Origin of the sequence: Microbacterium thalassium (genome assembly GCF_014208045.1) — a bacterium.
GTDB lineage: Bacteria > Actinomycetota > Actinomycetes > Actinomycetales > Microbacteriaceae > Microbacterium > Microbacterium thalassium.
Genome location: NZ_JACHML010000001.1, coordinates 3,057,584 through 3,075,880, shown reverse-complemented (window position 1 = coordinate 3,075,880; position 18,297 = coordinate 3,057,584). Strand labels below are relative to the sequence as shown.

At 71.9% G+C, this 18,297-nt stretch carries 19 protein-coding genes and 1 tRNA gene; 8 read left to right on the top strand and 12 right to left on the bottom strand.

All coding sequences use genetic code 11. The annotated features are described in order from the left end of the window. Position 1: 1 nt before the first annotated feature. The 7 genes from HD594_RS14300 to HD594_RS14270 all read right to left on the bottom strand — a co-directional run bounded on the left by HD594_RS14300 (position 2) and on the right by HD594_RS14270 (position 6,631). Positions 2-346, bottom strand: a complete 345-nt coding sequence (locus HD594_RS14300; protein WP_184751583.1) for a histone-like nucleoid-structuring protein Lsr2 — start codon at positions 344-346, stop codon at positions 2-4. A 104-nt stretch (positions 347-450) separates the two neighbouring features. After that, a complete protein-coding gene (locus HD594_RS14295; RefSeq protein ID WP_184751582.1) occupies positions 451-2,163 on the bottom strand; it encodes a carbohydrate-binding domain-containing protein in 1,713 nt (570 codons plus the stop codon). Then, a complete protein-coding gene (locus HD594_RS14290; RefSeq protein ID WP_184751581.1) occupies positions 2,145-2,936 on the bottom strand; it encodes a polyphosphate polymerase domain-containing protein in 792 nt (263 codons plus the stop codon). Before HD594_RS14290 ends, HD594_RS14295 begins: the two co-directional genes overlap by 19 nt. Then, the gene (locus HD594_RS14285; RefSeq protein WP_184751580.1) at positions 2,933-3,532 is read right to left on the bottom strand and encodes a DUF4956 domain-containing protein; all 600 of its coding nucleotides are present in this window, start codon (positions 3,530-3,532) and stop codon (positions 2,933-2,935) included. Before HD594_RS14285 ends, HD594_RS14290 begins: the two co-directional genes overlap by 4 nt. After that, positions 3,529-4,650: a bifunctional glycosyltransferase family 2/GtrA family protein gene (locus tag HD594_RS14280; protein ID WP_184751579.1), complete on the bottom strand. Its 1,122-nt coding sequence runs from the start codon at positions 4,648-4,650 to the stop codon at positions 3,529-3,531. Before HD594_RS14280 ends, HD594_RS14285 begins: the two co-directional genes overlap by 4 nt. After that, positions 4,647-5,654: a phosphodiester glycosidase family protein gene (locus tag HD594_RS14275; protein WP_184751578.1), complete on the bottom strand. Its 1,008-nt coding sequence runs from the start codon at positions 5,652-5,654 to the stop codon at positions 4,647-4,649. Before HD594_RS14275 ends, HD594_RS14280 begins: the two co-directional genes overlap by 4 nt. 113 nt (positions 5,655-5,767) lie before the next feature. Then, complete coding sequence (locus tag HD594_RS14270) at positions 5,768-6,631, bottom strand: helix-turn-helix transcriptional regulator (RefSeq protein ID WP_184751577.1); 864 nt, start codon at positions 6,629-6,631, stop codon at positions 5,768-5,770. Between the two features lie 136 nt (positions 6,632-6,767). Between HD594_RS14270 and HD594_RS14265 the strand changes: the two genes are divergently transcribed. Both HD594_RS14265 and HD594_RS14260 read left to right on the top strand, forming a co-directional pair. Beyond that, entirely contained in the window at positions 6,768-7,121 is a 354-nt protein-coding gene (locus HD594_RS14265; RefSeq protein ID WP_184751576.1) for a DUF485 domain-containing protein, read from the top strand. Beyond that, complete coding sequence (locus tag HD594_RS14260) at positions 7,118-8,740, top strand: solute symporter family protein (RefSeq protein WP_184751575.1); 1,623 nt, start codon at positions 7,118-7,120, stop codon at positions 8,738-8,740. Before HD594_RS14265 ends, HD594_RS14260 begins: the two co-directional genes overlap by 4 nt. 71 nt (positions 8,741-8,811) lie before the next feature. On the opposite strand, the gene HD594_RS14255 is transcribed toward HD594_RS14260, so the two are convergent. Further along, entirely contained in the window at positions 8,812-9,339 is a 528-nt protein-coding gene (locus tag HD594_RS14255) for a methylated-DNA--[protein]-cysteine S-methyltransferase (RefSeq protein WP_184751574.1), read from the bottom strand. A 199-nt stretch (positions 9,340-9,538) separates the two neighbouring features. Between HD594_RS14255 and HD594_RS14250 the strand changes: the two genes are divergently transcribed. Together HD594_RS14250 and HD594_RS14245 are read left to right on the top strand one after the other, a co-directional pair. Continuing rightward, positions 9,539-13,243 (top strand): AAA family ATPase, encoded by a 3,705-nt coding sequence (locus tag HD594_RS14250; protein ID WP_271171152.1) that lies wholly within the window; start codon positions 9,539-9,541, stop codon positions 13,241-13,243. Next, a complete protein-coding gene (locus HD594_RS14245) occupies positions 13,230-13,421 on the top strand; it encodes a hypothetical protein (RefSeq protein WP_184751573.1) in 192 nt (63 codons plus the stop codon). Before HD594_RS14250 ends, HD594_RS14245 begins: the two co-directional genes overlap by 14 nt. Before the next feature lie 25 nt (positions 13,422-13,446). Here the strand turns inward: HD594_RS14245 and mscL are convergent, their stop codons facing one another. The 3 genes from mscL to HD594_RS14230 are packed head-to-tail and all read right to left on the bottom strand — an operon-like array spanning position 13,447 to position 14,796. Further along, entirely contained in the window at positions 13,447-13,872 is a 426-nt protein-coding gene (gene mscL, locus HD594_RS17540; protein ID WP_184751572.1) for a large conductance mechanosensitive channel protein MscL, read from the bottom strand. A 26-nt stretch (positions 13,873-13,898) separates the two neighbouring features. Then, positions 13,899-14,183: an FmdB family zinc ribbon protein gene (locus tag HD594_RS17535; protein WP_184751571.1), complete on the bottom strand. Its 285-nt coding sequence runs from the start codon at positions 14,181-14,183 to the stop codon at positions 13,899-13,901. 16 nt (positions 14,184-14,199) lie between these two features. Further along, entirely contained in the window at positions 14,200-14,796 is a 597-nt protein-coding gene (locus HD594_RS14230; protein ID WP_184751570.1) for a 5-formyltetrahydrofolate cyclo-ligase, read from the bottom strand. A 44-nt stretch (positions 14,797-14,840) separates the two neighbouring features. Here HD594_RS14230 and galU point away from each other — a divergent pair, with 44 nt between their 5' ends. From galU to HD594_RS14210, 4 genes are all read left to right on the top strand, one after another. Further along, on the top strand, positions 14,841-15,728 hold the full coding sequence (gene galU, locus HD594_RS14225; protein ID WP_184751569.1) for a UTP--glucose-1-phosphate uridylyltransferase GalU: 888 nt from the start codon (positions 14,841-14,843) through the stop codon (positions 15,726-15,728). Between the two features lie 24 nt (positions 15,729-15,752). After that, positions 15,753-16,382: a GNAT family N-acetyltransferase gene (locus HD594_RS14220; protein WP_184751568.1), complete on the top strand. Its 630-nt coding sequence runs from the start codon at positions 15,753-15,755 to the stop codon at positions 16,380-16,382. Positions 16,383-16,438: 56 nt separating this feature from the next. Further along, positions 16,439-17,329: a coiled-coil domain-containing protein gene (locus HD594_RS14215; RefSeq protein WP_184751567.1), complete on the top strand. Its 891-nt coding sequence runs from the start codon at positions 16,439-16,441 to the stop codon at positions 17,327-17,329. Positions 17,330-17,395: 66 nt separating this feature from the next. Then, positions 17,396-17,468, top strand: a tRNA-Ala gene (locus tag HD594_RS14210). A gap of 42 nt (positions 17,469-17,510) precedes the next feature. On the opposite strand, the gene HD594_RS14205 is transcribed toward HD594_RS14210, so the two are convergent. Next, the gene (locus HD594_RS14205) at positions 17,511-18,281 is read right to left on the bottom strand and encodes an alpha/beta fold hydrolase (RefSeq protein ID WP_184751566.1); all 771 of its coding nucleotides are present in this window, start codon (positions 18,279-18,281) and stop codon (positions 17,511-17,513) included. Positions 18,282-18,297: the final 16 nt, after the last annotated feature.

The window sequence follows — 18,297 nt, the reverse complement described above, 5'->3', positions numbered from 1 at the left end:
GTCAGTGCGCTGCTTCGTAGGCCTCGAGAACGGCCGCCGGCACGCGGCCGCGCTCGGACACCGTGTAGCCGTTCGCCTTCGCCCACTCGCGGACGACGCTGTAGTCCTGCTGGCCCGAGCGGCGTCGCTTGCGGGGGGCGGCTGCCACGGTGGTGCGCGAGGAGACCGTCCGCGCCGCCGCGATGAACGGGGCGAGCGCGTCGCGCAGCTCGCCCGCATGGGCGTCGGTCACGTCGATCTCGTACGCGACGCCGTCCAGCGAGAAGGTGACCGTCTCGCCCTCTCCGACTTCGAGGACGGTGCCGTCGATGTCGTCGACCAGTTGATGCACGATTCTGCGGGCCATGACTGTCACAATACGCCCCGGAACGCGGAATTGTCGCACGCCGCCGGGAAATTCCGGGGCGTGCGACAATTCCGCTCATTCGTCCGGCGAATTGTCGCCCGTGATCAGGGCCGGCCGCCGCCGCCGGGGCCGCCGCCACCGCCGCCGGGGCCGCCGCCACCGCCGCCGGGGCCGCCGCCCATTCCGCCGCCGCCCATGCCGGTCGACACGGTGGTCGAGGCGGTCGCGCTCGCGGAGGAGCCGTCGACCGTGACGGTGTACGTCTCGCCGTTCGTCAGTGCCGAGCTGCCGAAGACCACCCCGCCGAAGGACACCCCGGCGTCGAAGGACGCCACCACCGTGCCGTCGGCCGCGGTCACCTGCACCGACGATCCGTTCGAGCCGGTCAGCGTGGCCGAGACCAGCGCCATGCCGTCGACGGTGACGCCGCCGTTCGAGTCGATGGTCGTCTCGCCGCCGCCGGCTGGTCCGGTGATGGCCAGCTCGCCGCCGCTGAGCGTGATCGAGCCGTTGGAGTCGAGTCCGTCGCCGCCGGCCGAGATCGTGACGCTGCCGCCCGAGATGACGAGCGTCTCGCCGGTGTCGGCCTCGCCGCCGCTGGTCGCGCCGGCGGCGTTGATGCCGTCGTCGCTCGAGACCACGTCGATCGTGCCGCCGGAGATGTCCACATCCGTGGCTTCGAGTCCTTCGTAGGACGACGTGACGGTCACCTCGCCGTCGCGGATCTCGAGGGTCTGCTCGGCGTGGACGCCGTCGTCGCCGGTGGCGAGGGTCAGCGCGGCGCCGCCGATGCCGACGGAGCCGTCGGAGTGGATCGCGTCGTCCGCGGCGTCCATCGTGATCTCGCCGCCGTCGAGCGCGACGACCACGCCCGCCGTGATGCCCTTCGCGCCGGAGTCCGACGCCGTGCCGGCGCCCGCGGTGACATCGACCGTGCCCCCGGTCACGACCACATCGGTCACCGCCGCGAACCCGTCGTCGCCGCCGGCGAGCGACACCTCGCCGTCCAGCACGAGGATGTAGCCCTGCGTCGCATCGGAGTCCTGGTCGCTCTTGAGCGCGTCGCCTCCGGCGTCCACCGTGACGGTGCCGCCCGAGATGACGAGCGAGTCCTTGCCGCGCAGGCCGTCGTCGACGGCGTTCACGGTGATGTCGCCCGAGAGGACGACCAGGTCGTCCTTGGACGTGATGCCGTCGTTGCCGTTCGCGGTGACCTCGAGAGAGCCCGTGCCCGAGATCGTCAGGTCGGCGTCGCTGTAGATCGCGGCGTTCGCCTCGGCGTCGTCGGCGTACGACGACGCGTCCGACACGGAGTTGTCGCTGCCGGCCGCGAGCGAGATCGCGACGTCGTCGGCCGTGGTCACCGTGATCGCGGAACCCTCGGTGTCGGCGATGTCGGCGTCGTCGAGGATCAGCACGACCTGCGCCTCGTCGCCGGCGTCGACGACGACCGAGCCGTCGAGCGAGCCCGACAGGCGGTACACGCCCTCGGCGGTGATCGTCACGGTGGAGCCGTCGACCGTCACGGCGTCCGACGACGACGAGGCCGTCGTGCCGCTGAGCGTGATGTCGACGGCATCCGCCTCGGACCACTCGTCGTCGTTCACGACGGTGTAGTCGGCGTTCGCCGCGATGACGGCATCCGCGTCGAGGTCGGAGTCGATCACGGCGGCCGTCGTGGTCTCGGTGGTGGTCTCGGTCGAGGGCGCCGCGCTCGTGTCGGACGACTCCTCGGTCGCGACAGTGGCGCAGCCGGCGAGGACGACGGCGGACAGGGCGAACGGGATCGCGGCCAGGGTCAGGCGGCGGCGGAGCATGATGCCTCCTCGATGCGGTTGTCGGGTGAGAACGGGCCGCGCAGGAGCCGGGCCCAGCGGTTGTGGGGGAGTTCGGGATGCATCGCCGCGAGCCCCGTGGCGTACTTGCTCACGGTGGCGGGGCGGATGCCGTGACGCCACAGCGTCCGGTCGACCAGCGACGGCGCCGAGCCGGACTTCGTCTCGACGATCACGAGGTCGGGGATCGAGAATCCCTCGCCGTCGGTGTCGAGCCACGTCAGGTCGGTGTCGACGGTCGCACGCCCGACGCCGTCGGGGGCGAGCAGCGTCGCGCGGCGGTAGCGGGTGACGAGCGTCGCGTCGAGCTCCTCGGCACGCTCGGAGTCGACGCCGATCGTCTGGAACACGCCGGCGATCTCGTCGCGGGCCTGGTCGGTCAGTTCGGCGGTCAGGTCGGGGTCGTACGCCTCGCGCTCCTTGACGGTCGCGCCGCGGGCGCCGCGCGTCTTGATCTCGAGGAACGCCGATCCGGTGTCGAGGTAGCTGCGCGTGCGGAGCTTGAAGCGGCGCCGGCGCGGCTGGGCGGCCATGTGGAAGCTCAGCAGGTCGGGGGTGTCGAAGTACACCGACTCGTAGGAGAACTCGCGGGCGCCGTCGATCTCGAGCACGCGGGTCGCGGCGTCCATGTCGTCCAGGAGAGCGTCGAGCTCTGCGCGGCCGAGCACGTACTTGCGGTCGATGCGGGTCAGCAGCGCCGCCTCGGCGACGAGGTCGTCGAGGGTGACGGGGGAGAAGCGCGCGAGGTCGGTCATCGTCCCGCTCCCGTCATCGCGCCGCGGCGGGCGGGGGCGTGCGTGCTCGCGACGGCCTTGTAGCGGACGTCGACCGTCGTGGTGTCGTTGACCAGGTCGAGGTCGGTCACCGTGACGCGCATCACGGGGGCGCCCAGGCGCTCGGTGAGCTCGTCGTGCAGCTCGCCCTCGTCGGTGATGGCCCGGTCCAGGCGCACCCGCTGGTTGCGGCTGCGGGCGAGGAGCCGCGGGTGGTCGGCGGCCCACATCACGGTGAGGATGAGCGCGATGAGCCCGATCGGCAGGAGCGGGTCGGTCTGGGGAAGGCCGGCGATCAGGCCCATCGCGAGGGCGGAGAAGTAGTAGGCGACCTCGCGCTGCGAGATCTCGGACGAGCGCAGGCGGATGATCGACAGCACGCCGAACAGTCCCAGGCCCAGGCCCAGCGCCACCTCGGCCGTGCCGAGCACGGACGCGACGGCGAGGACCCCGACGTTGACGCCCAGGAACGCGACGACGAGGTCGCGGCGCTGGTGCCGGCGGTAGTACAGGCCGAGGCTGAGGATGACGGCGGCGATCAGGTCGACCGCGATGAGGAGGAGGGCGCTGGTGGTCATGAGCTTCTTCCGGTGTGGAGCGGGTGTGATTCCATTCGAGTCGGGGCGCCTATGCGGTTCCTATGACGCGCCTTTGACGGGGATTCCAATTCCGGGCGGCCGAAGACGAGCGAGCGCTGCACGCCGTAGCTGGTGACGAACAGCACCGCCTCGGTCGCGATCTTGGCGGCCAGCAGCGGTACGCCGAACGTCGTCAGCGCCTGCATCCACACGATGTTGGAGGCCAGCAGCAGCCCGGCCAGCAGCGCGTATCGCACCGCCTGGCGCCACCTGCCGGCGCCTCGCCGGCCGAAGACGACGCGGCGGTTGACGAGGAAGTTCACCGAGGCGCTGACCAGCCTCGCGACGACGATCGACAGCACGAGAGAACCCGTGAGCGCCGTCATCGCCAGCAGCGCCAGCGTGTCGATGAAGAACGCCAGCAGGGACGAGCCGCCGAACAGCACGAGCGGCAGGACGACGCGCAGCGAGTCGGCGACGGGCCGGAAGTGACTGGACGCGTTGTCGTCGAGGTAGACCGTCTCGATGGGGATCTCGCGCGTGGCGACACCCGCGCGGTGCGCGCGCAGCAGCACGTTCTGCTCGTATTCGAACCGGTCGCCGGGCACCTCCAGCAGCCAGGCGAGGACGGATGCCGGCAGGCCCCGCAGCCCCGTCTGGGTGTCGCTGAGACGCCACCCGGCGGCCAGGCGGAACAGCCCGCGGGATGCCGCGTTGCCGACGCGGCTGCGCGCCGGAACGGCGCCCGTGAAGGCGCGGCAGCCCAGGATCATCGCCCGCGTCTCGGATGCCGCGTCCTCGCGCAGCCCGTCGGCGACGCGCAGGATGTCGGCGATGCGGTGCTGGCCGTCGGCGTCGGCCGTGACGACGTCCTCGCCCGGCCGCGTGCTGAGGACGTCGGCGAACGCGGTCTTCAGCGCGGCCCCCTTGCCGCGGTTGGCGGGGTGGTGGAGCACGCGGGCGCCGGCCTGCCGGCACGCGCGGAAGACGGAGGCGTACGCCGGGCCGCTGCCGTCGTCGACGATCAGCACGTCGACGTCCGGGTCGGACGCGGCCAGCTCCCGGACGATCTGCGGCAGCGCCGGGCCCGGTTCGAGGGCCGGGATGACGACGATCACGAGTCGGCCCCCGCGATGTAGAGGATGTCGCTGGTCGCGCGCTCGCCGCCATTGGACGGGGAGTTCACGACCTCGCCGTTGAAGTACATGGTGGACGAGCCGCCGCCGTCGAGGTTGTAGGCGGTCGAGGCGCCGAGCGAGACCATGATCTCGGCCAGCTCGGGCAGCGTCACTCCCGCGCTGTATCCCGACTGGCGTCCGTCGACGACCACGAACACGAGGTGGTTCTCGTCGATCACACCGACCGCGGTGCGGGGCTGATCGCCCTGGATCGAGTGATTGCCGAAGTTGGTGTCGATCTCGACCTGGTCGATGCCCGAGACGACCGCGCCGTCCTCGACGATCGCCGGACCGAAGCTGAGGGTGTTCCAGGCTCCGTCGGCGAGCAGCTCCTCCGCCGAGGTCTCGGTCTCGTCGTACACCGCCACGGTGCCGTCGGCGTAGAAGACGAGACCCTCGCGCGCCGGTTCGTCGCGATACACGACACCGTTGCGGATCACGATCCCGGTGTCGCGGAAGCCGTAGTAGTCGCCGTTGATCGCCAGGATCGCGCCGTTGTCCTCGGCGATCTCACTGGTCAGCTCGGTGATGTTCTCGCCGAACTGGTCCTTCGCGAAAGCGCTCCGCAGAGCCGTCGCATCCGAGAGCACGACGTCGGCGACGTAGTACGTCACCGTGGAATCGCCCGAGCCCGACGTCACCGTCGACAGCGTGATCGTCGTCGATCCGTCGGTGTAGCTCGTGTCGGTCACGACCACCTCGGCCGCGGCATCCGTGCTCGCATCGGCCGCCGTGCCGTCGTCGGCATCCGAGTCGGCCGAGGCCGACTCGGCGCCGGCGTTCGCCGCTTCGTAGGCCGACACGTCCGCGATCTCGACGTGTTCGACGAGGTAGCGGTCCGCCGCCCAGGCGGCGGTCCCGCCGACGGTCAGCAGCAGGGCGAGGGTCGAGGACAGGATGACGGTGCGCCGACGGCGGCGGCGAGGGCGATGCGAGCGGTCCATGCATCCATGGCTACGCGCCGCGCCTGTCCGGGCCGTCGCCGCGGCCTATGGGCAGCCTGAGGAATCCGCCCGATCCTATGCGGGCGCTGTGAAGCGAACCCGCGGCCTCGGGGTCAGGGCAGGATGCCGGCGCGGCGCGCCTTCGCGACGGCGGCGTGCCGCGTCGATGCGTCGAGCTTGGCCATCGCCGACTGCAGGTACGACTTGACCGTCACCTCTTTGAGCTGGAGCGTCGCGGCGATCTCGCCGTTCGTCGAGCCGAGGGCGGCGCACGCCAGCACGTCCGTCTCGCGCGGCGACAGCCTCACGCCGGCTCCGTCCGGCGCGAGCGCGTCCGCGGGACGCGAGATCGAGGTGAGCCGCTGCTCGAGCTGGGCGAGCCGGTCGCGCAGGGAGGCGTCGGTGACGGCGGCCGCGAGGCTGCGCAGCTCGGCGAAGCTCTCACGCAGCTCCTCCTGCACGGCCGGCGCCAGCGGTGCGACCGATGCCGGAGCAGGCGGCATCGCGGCGAGCCGGCGGCGGACCTCGTCGCGCACGCGCAGCTCGGTGGCGAGCTCCTGCGCGACGGCGAAGGCGGGCCGGGCGACGACGTCGCCGACGGTGGACTGGCCCCACGAACCGCAGTAGAGCACGCCGCGTGATCGCCCCGCGACGATGACCGGCACCGCGAACAGGGTGGAGATGCCCTCCGAGAGCACGGGACGGTCGTAGTCGTGCGTGATGGAGCGCGACGTGCGGTAGTCGACGGCGAGCCGGGGTCGCTTCTCGACGAACGCGCGTCCGCCGAGTCCGCGGGTGGCCTCGACGACCAGGCCGTCGAGGTGGTGCGTGCGGGCGCCCTGGACGCTGGTCACGGTGATGGCGTCACCCCGCGCGAGACCGCCGAAGGCGACGGGGAAGCGGGTGCGCCGGGCGAGCTCCGCCACCGCATCGGCCACCGCCTGTGCGTCCTCGTCCTTGCCGGCCTGCGCGTCCACGCACTACCTACTTCCGGGGGTGACGGCCTCTTCGCCGCCTTTCGTAGCGTCGACCATACCACCGGGGCAGGCAGCGCCGACCCGGGAATACCCCGAGAGTGCGACGGTGCACTCCGGCAGCTGGCAAGGAGGCCACATGTCCGAAACACGCATCGAACCCGTCCCGCCGGGCGAGGTCGACTACGTCGCGGAGGAGTCCTCGCCGCGGTTCATCGAACTCAAGCGCCGCCAGCGCGGGTTCGTCTTCCCGATGGCGATCGCGTTCCTCGTCTGGTACTTCGCCTACGTCCTGCTGTCGTCCTTCGCGCCGGAGTTCATGGCGCAGCCCGTGTGGGGCCTGATCAATGTCGGGCTCCTCCTCGGACTCGGCCAGTTCGTGACGACGTTCGCGATCACGATGGGCTACGTGTCGTTCGCGAACCGGAAGCTCGACCCGCTCTCCGAGGAGATCCGCGACGAGCTCGAGCAGCAGCTGGAGGGATCGAAGTGAACGACGTCTTCGCCGCCGTCGATGCCGCCGTGCAGACGGTCGAGAACAATCCGATCCTGAACATCTCCATCTTCGCGGCGTTCGTCGCCGTGACGCTGTTCATCGTGCTCCGGGCCAGCCGCAACAACAAGTCGGCCGCGGACTACTACGCGGCCGGCCGCAGCTTCACCGGGCCGCAGAACGGCTTCGCCATCTCGGGCGACTACCTGTCGGCGGCGTCCTTCCTCGGGATCGTCGGCGCGATCGCCGTCAACGGCTACGACGGATTCCTCTACTCCATCGGCTTCCTCGTGGCGTGGCTGGTCGCGCTGCTGCTCGTGGCCGAGCTGATGCGCAACACGGGCAAGTTCACGATGGCCGACGTCCTGTCGTTCCGTCTCAAGGAGCGCCCCGTGCGCATGGCGGCGGCGATCACCACCCTCGCGGTGTGCCTGTTCTACCTGCTCGCGCAGATGGCGGGCGCCGGCGGACTCGTGGCTCTGCTGCTGGGGATCAACGACCAGCTCGGGCAGTCCATCGTCGTCGCCGTCGTCGGCGTCCTCATGATCGTCTACGTGCTCATCGGCGGCATGAAGGGCACCACGTGGGTGCAGATCGTCAAGGCGTTCCTGCTCATCGGCGGTGCGCTGGCGATGACGGTGTGGGTGCTCGCGCTCAACGGGTTCAGCCTCAACACGCTGCTCGAGAGCGCGGTGGCCGCCTCGACGAGCGACCCGGCCGACGCGATCCTCGCGCCGGGCCTGAAGTACGGCTCGAACCCGTGGGACTTCATCTCGCTCGCGATCGCGCTGGTGCTCGGCACCGCGGGTCTGCCGCACGTGCTGATGCGCTTCTACACCGTGCCCACGGCCAAGGAGGCGCGTCGCTCGGTGGTGTGGGCGATCTGGCTGATCGGCCTGTTCTACCTGCTCACGCTCGTCCTCGGCTACGGGGCCGGCTCGCTCGTGGGCGCGGACACCATCCTCGCGGCGCCCGGCGGCGTCAACGCCGCCGCACCTCTGCTGGCCAACGCGCTCGGCGGACCGCTCCTGCTCGGGTTCATCTCGGCGGTCGCGTTCGCGACGATCCTCGCGGTCGTCGCCGGCCTCACGATCACGGCGGCGGCCTCGTTCGCCCATGACATCTACGCGAACGTGTGGAAGAAGGGGAACGTCAAGCCGGACGGCGAGGTCAAGGTCGCCCGTCGCACGGTGATCGTGATCGGTGTGCTGGCGATCCTCGGCGGCATCGGGGTGCAGGGTCAGAACGTGGCGTTCCTCGTCGCGCTGGCCTTCGCGGTCGCCGCCTCGGCCAACCTGCCGACGATCATCTACTCGCTGTTCTGGCGCCGCTTCACCACGCGCGGCGCGGTGTGGAGCATGTACGGGGGTCTCGCGGCCGCCATCATCCTCATCGTGCTGTCGCCGGTGTTCTGGGGCACGCCCACGAGCGTCTTCCGAGACGTCGGCACGGCGATCTGGCCGCTGAACAACCCGGGCATCGTGTCGATCCCGCTCGGGTTCTTCCTGGGCTGGCTCGGGTCGATCATCTCCCACAAGGGAGAGGACCCGCGCAAGGCGGCGGAGATGGAGGTGCGCTCGCTCACCGGCTTCGGCGCCGAGAAGGCGACGCATCACTAGGGGGATCCGTCACGCCGCGGCCCGGGGAGCGCTCCTTCCCGGGCCGCGGCTCCGCGTGCGGGGCCGCCTCGTCAGCCGCCGAGGCGGGGATCCGCGCCCTGCTCCAGGTCGATGAGGTACCGCTTGAGCTCCGGCCGTCCCCCGTATTCGCCGAGCGTGCCGTCCGCCCGCACGACGCGGTGCACCGGGACCACGAGCGAGAACGGCGTGTTCGCGCACGCCGTACCCACCGCCCGCGCGGCTCGCGGCCGCCCGGCGAGGATCGCCACCTCGCCGTAGCCCGCGGTCTCGCCGTACGGGATCCCGCACACCGCCTGAAGCGCCTCCCGCGTGAACCCCTTCACCAGCCGCCAGTCCAGCGGCACGTCGAATTCGCGCACGTCGCCGGCGAAGTAGCCGTCCAGCTGGTCGATCGCGGCGGCGGCCGCATCCGTCCTCTCGTGCCGGATGTCGGCCCGGAACGTCTGCGCGACGTGGGCGAGGTCGTCCTCGACGGACCCGTGCGCCGGATGCAGCCACACGACGTGGTCCTCGGCCGTCACGATGACGATGTCGCCGATGGGCGAGCGGGCCGTGCTGAACTGCATCGCGGATTCCATGCGTCCATCCTGGAGTGCCGCGGCGTCGGACGTCGCCCGGTCGAGCGGCCTGTGCACGCTGGCTCCCCCCCGGGCCGGCTGGGGAGGAACGGCTGATCAGCGCACGAGTCCGCAATCCCGCGAAACTCGGCCCGCCTGCGAGGCCGGTGACGGGTCGGCGCTTACTGTGGCACGTGTGTGGCGAGCAGAGGGAAGCGTCGTGGCCGGCGCGCAGGACGGCGCCGAGGTGACGCCCGGCACCCTCGGACTCGCCGAGGGCGATGCCGTGGTGGTGCACGTCGCCGACGCCGAACGCGATCGCATCCGGCGCGAGACGGCGATGCTGGGCGGCCGCTCGACCCTCGTCCGCTTCTCGGAGCGCGACGACGCGGCCATCGACATCACCCACGCCCACCCCGGCAGCCTGCCGCAGTTCCTGACGGGCCGATCGACGCTGCTGTCGAATCTGTTCCGCGACGAGGTGGCGCTGCGCAACGCGCGCCTGGCCGCCGAGCGCATCACGGCCAAGAACGTCGAGCTGCGCACCACCCGCGGGCTCGAGGCGGTGCACCTGGCTGTGGGCCTGGCGTCCTGGCAGGCCGGAGAGGCGACGTCCACCGCGCCGGTGCTGCTGCGCCCGCTCGCGATCCGCCGCCACCACGCCGACTTCGAGCTGATGCTCCAGGGCTCGTTCGCCGTCAACCCCGAGCTCGTGCGGGCGCTGCGCGAGCAATTCGGGATCGAGCTGGACGGCGCCGCGCTCGCCGCCCTCGCGCACTCCCGCGGCGTGTTCCAGCCGCAGCCCGTGATCGATCGGCTGCGCGCCGTGACGGCGGGGATCGACAGCTACTCGGTCCGCCCGCGCCTGCTGGTGTCGAGCTTCGCCGACATCGCGGCGGGGATGTCGCGCGACGCGGGCGACCTCGACCACCCGGTGCTCAACGCGCTCGCCGGGCACCACCGCGATCGGGAGACCTTCGCGATCCGCCGCAATGCGCCGACCGCGCCCGACGCCGACAGCAGGCCTCCCGCCGCCGACACCCTGCTGCTGGACGCCGACGCCGAGCAGGAGCGCGTCCTCGCGCGCATCGCCGCCGGCCAGTCCCTGCTCGTCCACACCCTCCCCGGCACGGGCGGAACCCAGACCGTCATCAACGCCATCGGCTCGCTCGTGCGCGAGGGCAAGCGCGTGCTCGTCGTCAGCGCCCGTCGCTCGACGCTCGAGGGCGTGCGGCACCGCCTGAGCGGGATCGGCCTCCCGGGTCTGGCGGTCTCGCCCCGGCAAGTGCAGCGCGACCTCATCCGCGCGATCGGCCGCAACGAGAAGGCGACGGCGCCGAAGGTCGCCGAGATCGACGACGCGCTCGTGCGCCTGCGGACCGTGCTGCGCGACTACCGAAGCGCCGTCACGGCGCGGCATCCGGACCTCGACGTCTCGATGCTCGACGTCCTCGCGGCGCTGTCACGACTGGCCGGGGCTTCACCGGCGCCGAGCACGACGGCGCGCTTCGACGCGGGGACGCTGCAGAAGCTCGCCGCCATCCGCGCGGACGCCGCCGAGAAGCTGCGTCAGGCGGCCCGCCTCGGCGAGTTCCGCTTCGGCCCCGACGACTCGCCCTGGTACGGCGTGTCGTTCTCGACGACCGAGCAGGCGCGCGAGACCCACGCCCTCGCGGGCAAGCTCCACCGCTCGGCGGTGCCGACGCTGCTCGAGCGCGGCTACGAGCTGGTCGGTCAGACGCGCATGCGGCCGTTCGGCACGATCGCCGAGATGGGCGAGTACATCGCGCTCCTCCAGGGTGTGCGCGACTCGCTCGACCGCTTCAGCCTCACGGTGTTCGAGCGGCCCCTCGCCGAGCTCATCCAGGCCAACGGTCCGCGTCGCGATGCGCCGTCGATGACGGGCGCGAACCGCCGCCGGCTGCGGCGCCTCACGCGCGAGTACATCCGGCCGGGCGTGCACATCTCCGACATGCACGAGGCGCTCCTGCGCGTCCAGCACCAGCGCACGCAGTGGCAGCGCTACGTCGACGCCGGCGTCGCCCCCGAGGTGCCGATCGGCCTCGCCGATGTGCACGTGGCGTGGCAGCGCGTCGACGCCGAGCTCGCCGAGCTCGACCGCGTGCTCGGGCGATCCGGCCCCGACCGCCTCGCCCACCTGCCGGTCGCCGAGCTCGTCCGGACCCTCGCGGCGCTCGCCGCCGACTCGGACGTCTTCACCAACCTCCGCGAGCGAGCCGCGCTGCGCACCGAGCTCGCCGGGCTCGGGCTCGAGCACCTGCTGACCGAGCTGTCGGTGCGCCACGTGCCCGAAGAGGCCGTCGCCGACGAGCTCGAGTTCGCGTGGTGGCAGTCGGCGCTGGAGCACCTGCTGCACACCGACCGTGCCCTGCTGGGGGCGAACACCTCGGTGGTCGACCGGCTCGAACGCGACTTCCGGCTCGTCGACGAGGCGCACGCCGCCGCGTCGGGACCGCTGCTGGCCAACCAGCTGGCGACGCAGTGGCGCATCGGGATCGTCGACGAGCCCGGCGAAGCCGAAGCCCTCAAGGCCGCGCTCAAGGCCGGCGGGAGCGACCCGCGGCAGCTCGCGCACGTCGCGCCGACGCTCATGCGGACCCTCGCGCCGGTGTGGCTGGCCTCGCCGTACGACGTCCCGAGGATTCCCGACGACCCCGAGTTCGACGTCGTGATCATCGCGGACGCCGCCGCGATCTGCCTCGCCGAGGCCGCGCCGGCGCTCCGCCGCGCCCGCCAGGTCGTCGCCTTCGGAGACCCCGTCACCCAGAAGCCGACGCCCTTCGAGGTCGCGCCCGCGCATTCGCGCACCCGCCCGGCCGAAGACGCCGAGGAGGACGTCCCGTTCGACAGCACGAGCGTGTTCGAGCGCCTCGCCGAGCTGCTGCCGGTCGAGACGCTCACGCGCAGCTATCGCGCCGGGGGAGAGGACCTCGCCGAACTCGTCAACGAGGCGTTCTACGGCGGCGAGCTGGTGTCGCTGCCGTGGGCGGGCTCGTACCTCGGGCGCGGCAGCCTGAGCGTCGACTACGTCGAAGGCGGCAGCGGCGTCCCCGACCCGGTGACGGGGGCCGTCGAGAGCCCCGACGCCGAGGTGGCGCGCGTGGTGACGCTCGTCGTGGAGCACGCCGTCAACCGCGGCTCCGAGTCGCTGATGGTCGTCACCGCGAGCGCGCGTCACGCGCACCGGATACGCGCGGCCATCGAGTCGGCGTTCGCCGGACGCTCCGACGTCGCCGACTTCGTCTCGCGCGCGACCGCGGAGCCGTTCGCCGTGCTGACCCTCGAGGAGTCGGTGGCCGAGAGCCGCGACCGCGTGGTGTTCTCGCTCGGCTACGGGCTCACACGCCACGGCCGCGTCCTCAGCGACTTCGGCGACCTGTCGACGCCGGACGGCGAGCGGCTGCTGACGGTGGGGATGACCCGCGCGCGCCGGTCCATGGTGATCGTGTCGTCCATCCGGCCCTCCGCGTTCGACGACGGACGCCTCGAGTACGGCGCGGCGACCCTCATGTCGATCCTCGGCGGACTCGCCGCCCGCGCCCGGGATGCGCGACTGGAAGACCTCGCCGACCCGCTCACGCTCGCCCTCGCACGGGAGCTGCGGCGCCTGGGCGTCTCGGTCGACGTGCACTACCGCGGACTGCTGCCCCTGGTCGCTCAGGCGGACGGGCGGGCCGTCGTCGTCGAGAGCGACCCGGAGACGATCGGCGAATCGCTGCGGGAGTCGCTGCGGCTACGGCCGCAGATCCTGCGCAGGCTCGGGTGGCACTATGTGCGCGTGCACTCGTTCGACCTGTACAGCGATCCCGCCGGGGTCGCCGCTCGCATCGCGGGCCTGCTCGGCGTGCCCGCCGAGCAGGCGGCCGCCGACGGCGACACGCAGCCCATCGATGTCCACGAATAGGCAGCGCGTCGAGAGGGTGCCGGGCTCGCGGCGCGCCAGGCTCACGCCCGCGCCCGGGACGCGCCCCGAGCCGGTGCCGGAGGACGAGCGCGAGACGGATGCCGCGGCCGCCGCATCCGATCAGAAGGCGGGGCCGAACGACGAACGGCTCCGCCGCGACGTCCCGCCGCACTGGTAGCGGACGGGGCGCCTGGCGCCGCGGGTCAGCGCTCGCGCGCGTCCTCGCGCTGCGCGAGCAGGTCGCGGATCTCCACCAGCAGCTGCTGCTCGGTGGGGAGCCCGGGCTCCTCGGGGGACGTTTCGACGCCGGCCCTGGCCTCCGCCCGCTCCTTGATGCGGTTCATCGGGTAGACGAGGACGAAGTAGACCACGACGGCCACGGCGAGGAAGTTGACGATCGCGCCGAAGATCGAGCCGATCGCGATCGTCGAGGTGGCACCGGTGAGCGTCGGGATCTCGATGACCCAGCCCGACAGGTCTCCCACCTGGAAGACCGCACCGATGAGCGGATTGACGAAGCCGTCGACGAGCGCGGTGACGATGCCGGTGAACGCCGCGCCGATGACGACGGCCACGGCCAGATCGATCACATTGCCGCGAAGGATGAACTCCTTGAAGCCCTTGATCACGTGCTGTTCCCCCCCTGAGATCCGCGCTATGCGGGTGTCGTGCTGCCGGACGAGCTCTTCGTCCCAGACGTCGATGATGTCGAAGATCCCGCGTCGCCGCCACTCGAGCCCGCCTTCGCGTCGCCGCCGGTCGACGCCCGGGAGTCGGTGCGGTAGAACCCCGAGCCGTTGAACGTGATGCCGATCGAGCCGTACTCCTTGCGCAGCGCGCCGCCGCACTCGGGGCACTCGGTGAGCGCGGGTTCGGCGAAGGACTGGACGGCGTCGAAGCGGTGCGAGCACTGCTTGCAGGCGTAGGCGTAGGTGGGCATGGGTTCTCTCGGTCTGTCAGCGCGCCGCGGGCGCGAAGGTTCGGGTCTGGGTGGGGGTGACGACGCCGGTGACGGGCTGGTCGTGGAGATCGCGCGGGACGTCGTCGAGGATCTCGGAGTCGAACACGACGGCGTACACCGGCGGGCAGTGCTCCATCGAGCCGAGCGTCTTGTCGAAGTAGCCGCGGCCCCAGCCCAGGCGCATGCCGTCGCGCGCGACCGCGGCGGCCGGGATGATGAGCAGGTCGACGTCGTCGAGGGCGATCGGCCCGAGGACGTCTCCGGTGGGCTCGGGGATCCCGAACAGGCCCTCGGCGATGTCCGCGCCGCCGGTCGCGACCGCCCAGTCGAGCAGTCCGTCGGTCCGTGTGATGGGGAGCAGCACGCGGATGCCGCGCTCGACGGCGGCCTCGACGAACTCGTGGGTGCCGGGCTCGGTCGGCGTCGAGAGGAAGCACGACACCGAACGCGCGCCGAACTGCGCGACGAGGGCGTCGAGCTGGGCGCGCACGCCTGCGGCGGCGGCGTCCCGCGCGCGCTCGGAGAGCTGCTGCCGGCGTTCGCGCAGCTCCGCTCGCAGGGCGCGCTTCGCGTCGGCGATCTCGTCGGACATGCCCTCGATTCTAGGCGCGGTCAGGGGCTCAGTAGACTTGGCGCATGCCGCACAAGTCATTCAAGGCCGTCATCCCCGCCGCCGGGCTCGGAACGCGATTCCTGCCCGCCACCAAGGCGATGCCGAAGGAGATGCTTCCCGTCGTCGACAAGCCGGCGATCCAGTACGTCGTCGAGGAGGCGACCGCCGCCGGCATCGAGGATGTGCTGATCATCATCGGCCGCAACAAGAACAACCTCTCCAACCACTTCGACTCGGTGCCCGAGCTGGAGCACAACCTGCGCCAGAAGGGCGACGACGCCAAGCTCGCGAAGGTCCAGCATTCGAGCGACCTGGCAGACATCCACTTCGTCCGCCAGGGCGAGCCCAAGGGACTCGGACACGCGGTGCTGCGCTCCCGCGCCCACGTGGGCGACCACCCGTTCGCCGTCATGCTGGGCGACGACCTGATCGACGAGCGCGACCCGCTGCTGACGAAGATGCTCGCCGAGTACGACAAGCGCGGCGCGACGATCGTCGCCCTCATGGAGGTCGACCCCGAGCACATCCACATGTACGGCGTCGCGACGGTCGAGGCGACCGATTCCGACGACGTCGTGAAGATCACCGGCCTGGTCGAGAAGCCCAAGAAGGAGGACGCGCCCTCCAACCTCGCCATCATCGGCCGCTACGTGCTGGACCCGTCGATCTTCGACGTCCTCGAGCACACCGCGCCCGGCAAGGGCGGCGAGATCCAGCTCACCGACGCGATGGAGGAGCAGGCCGCCGACCCCGAGGGCCCCGGCGTGTACGGCGTCATCTTCCGCGGCCGCCGGTACGACACCGGCGATAAGGTGGACTACATCAAGGCCATCGTGCAGCTCGCGGCCGACCGTGAAGACCTCGGTCCCGACCTGCGTCCCTGGTTCAAGGAGTACGCGGCGACCCTGTAGCGCCGCCCGTTCGAGGGGGTCGACGTGGACACGACGCCTCCGCGTCGGCACGGGCCGGTGTCGATCCGGCTGGTGCGCCAGCGCGACGCGCGCGCGCTCCAGAACGAGCTGCTCGCCAACCGGGCGTGGCTGCGCCCGTGGGAGGCGACCAGCCCCGACGGTCCCGTGTCGTTCGACATGCGGATCGGCGTGCGCCGTCTGCTCCAGCAGTACCGTGACGGCGTGGGCGTGCCCTTCGTCATGGAGTACGACGAGGACATCGTCGGCCAGTTGAACGTGTGGGGCATCGCGCGGGGATCGCTGGCGTCGGCGACGATCGGCTACTGGGTCAGCGAGCGGTTCGCGGGGCGCGGGATCACGCCGACCGCCGTGGCGATGGCGACCGATCTGTGCTTCGCGGAGATGGGTCTTCACCGCATGGAGATCTGCATCCGGCCCGAGAACAGCGCGAGCCTGCGCGTGGTCGCCAAGCTCGGCTTCCGCTACGAGGGGCTGCGTCGCCGCTACATCCATATCGACGGAGACTGGCGCGACCACTACGCGTTCGCGCTCGTGCGTGAGGACGTGCCCGAGGGCGTGCTCCAGCGGTGGCTGGCCGGGCGCGCGCCCCAGGACGCGGCGACCGTGCCGCCGGCCGACCGCCTCCACGCGTAGCACGACACGCGCGCGGATGCCGGGAGCGGGGTCGCGCGTCCCCTACCGTTGAGCACATGGGCGGGCAGGTGCTGGGCGGCGGGGTGATCGTCCTCGTGGCGACCCTGCTGTGGCTGGTCTATCTGCTGCCGTCGGTGCACAGCCGCCGCCAGTACGACGCGGCCGAGCGCAACGCCGTTCGATTGAACCAGGCGCTGCGCGTCCTCGCCGAGACGAGTGAGACGCCCGAGGAGGTGCGCCTCGAGCTGTCGGCGCGCACCGCGATGGCGCAGCAGCGGCTGGCCCGCCAGGCGCTCGCCGAACGCGAGAACGCGGCGCTCGAGCAGGCCCGCGTCGACCTCGAGCAGGCTCGAGCCGAGCGCGCCGCCCTGCGCGCGCACCCCGACGCGCGCCGCGCCCGCGCCCGCCGGCGCACGCGGTTCGCGATCACGCTGTCGGGCGTGGTGGGGCTGGGCCTGGCCGCGTGGGGCGTATGGGATCTGCTGTCGACCGGATCGCAGATCGCGCTGTGGGCGGGCGGGGCCACCGTGGTCGTGGCGACTCTGCTGCTGCAGCGCATGGCAGCCGTGGGCGCCCGTGAGGCGCTGCGCTCGCAGAACGAGGCGGAGCGCTCCGCCGGGCGCACGACGACCGCGGCCGTGCAGGATGTCGCGCTGCCGACGGTGGAGCGGGCCTGGGCGCCGCGCGAGCTGCCGCGGCCGCTCACGGCATCCGCGGGTTCCCGCGCGTCCGCCGTCCTCGACGCCACCGCGGAGCAGGATGCGCTGCGGCAGGCGGCGCTCGACGAGGCGATGCGCCAGCGCGCCGAGGCGCAGCGTCCGCCGTCGATCGACACCGCGCGCGTGGCCCGCGAGGGCTCCGACTACGCCCGCATGGGCTATGTCGACGACGCCGAGATCGAGGCGCATGTGCGGGGGCTTCTCGCCCGCCGCGCGGCCGGTCAGTGACGCGCCCGGGAGGGTCGCACCGATTCGGGGACGCTCGGCGACCGTGGTAGTGTAACGGAGGTTCACGGGCCTGTGGCGCAGTTGGTAGCGCGTCTCGTTCGCAATGAGAAGGTCAGGGGTTCGATTCCCCTCAGGTCCACCGAAGAAGCCCCCGGTTCGCCGGGGGCTTCCTGCATTCTCCTCAGTGCGCGACGTGCGCGAGGATGCGTCCCCACACCGCGCCGATGGCGAGCCCGGTCGCATCCGGAACGCGCACGACGCGCGAGAACGGGATGCGGCGGTTCAGGCGCGCGCCGTCGACGGCCGCCGAGACGAGCGGGTGACCGTCGCCGTAGAGCAGCACCGTGTCGGCCTGGATGCGCCCGAGTGTCTCGGCCCAGTCGCGGCTGCGCAGCGCGCTGCGGTCGAATGCGAACCCGGCGCCGTCCTGCTCGGCGGCGTCCTCCAGCATCCGCTCCACGCGTCGGCCGAGTCCGGCGCGCAGCGTCAGCGCCGGCTCGTCGGGTTCGATGCACAGATCGCCCGGTGCGTACGGCGCCTCGACGTCGCCGGGACGCGCGCCCGCCGGCACGTCGACCAGGACGAGGCGGTCGACCAGATCGGGATGGCGGCCCGCCAGCGCCGCGGCGGCGAGACCGCCCACGCCCCAGCCGACGACGCCGACGACGCCGCCCGGCCCGACCGCCGTGCGCAGCTGGGTCGCGACGTCGTCCGCATGGCGGCCGAACGACGCCAGCTCACCCAGCTCGAGCGGCTCCGAGCCGCCGTAGCCGGGGCGATCGACGGTGACGACGCGAACGCCCGCGCGGCGGGTCTCGAGGGGATCGGGATCGAACCCCGCGGCGCCCGGCATGGGGGCGAACAGAGCGATCGTGCGGTCGGCGGCGGGATCGCCCAGCACCGTGATGCCGAGGCGGCGGCCCGAGGCTCCCGTGACGAGTCGGTCGGTCATGTTCACTCCTGACGGT

Excerpts from the sequence above, each read along its gene's own strand:
- HD594_RS14255 (WP_184751574.1), bottom strand. The coding sequence starts at position 9,339 with ATGGAATCCGCGATGCAGTTCAGCACGGCCCGCTCGCCCATCGGCGAC.
- galU (WP_184751569.1), top strand. The coding sequence starts at position 14,841 with ATGCCGCACAAGTCATTCAAGGCCGTCATCCCCGCCGCCGGGCTCGGA.
- HD594_RS14275 (WP_184751578.1), bottom strand. The coding sequence starts at position 5,654 with ATGGACCGCTCGCATCGCCCTCGCCGCCGCCGTCGGCGCACCGTCATC.
- HD594_RS14205 (WP_184751566.1), bottom strand. The coding sequence starts at position 18,281 with ATGACCGACCGACTCGTCACGGGAGCCTCGGGCCGCCGCCTCGGCATC.
- HD594_RS14245 (WP_184751573.1), top strand. The coding sequence starts at position 13,230 with ATGTCCACGAATAGGCAGCGCGTCGAGAGGGTGCCGGGCTCGCGGCGC.
- HD594_RS14265 (WP_184751576.1), top strand. The coding sequence starts at position 6,768 with ATGTCCGAAACACGCATCGAACCCGTCCCGCCGGGCGAGGTCGACTAC.
- HD594_RS14295 (WP_184751582.1), bottom strand. The coding sequence starts at position 2,163 with ATGCTCCGCCGCCGCCTGACCCTGGCCGCGATCCCGTTCGCCCTGTCC.
- HD594_RS14300 (WP_184751583.1), bottom strand. The coding sequence starts at position 346 with ATGGCCCGCAGAATCGTGCATCAACTGGTCGACGACATCGACGGCACC.
- HD594_RS14285 (WP_184751580.1), bottom strand. The coding sequence starts at position 3,532 with ATGACCACCAGCGCCCTCCTCCTCATCGCGGTCGACCTGATCGCCGCC.
- HD594_RS14290 (WP_184751581.1), bottom strand. The coding sequence starts at position 2,936 with ATGACCGACCTCGCGCGCTTCTCCCCCGTCACCCTCGACGACCTCGTC.
- HD594_RS17535 (WP_184751571.1), bottom strand. The coding sequence starts at position 14,183 with ATGCCCACCTACGCCTACGCCTGCAAGCAGTGCTCGCACCGCTTCGAC.
- HD594_RS14230 (WP_184751570.1), bottom strand. The coding sequence starts at position 14,796 with ATGTCCGACGAGATCGCCGACGCGAAGCGCGCCCTGCGAGCGGAGCTG.
- HD594_RS14215 (WP_184751567.1), top strand. The coding sequence starts at position 16,439 with ATGGGCGGGCAGGTGCTGGGCGGCGGGGTGATCGTCCTCGTGGCGACC.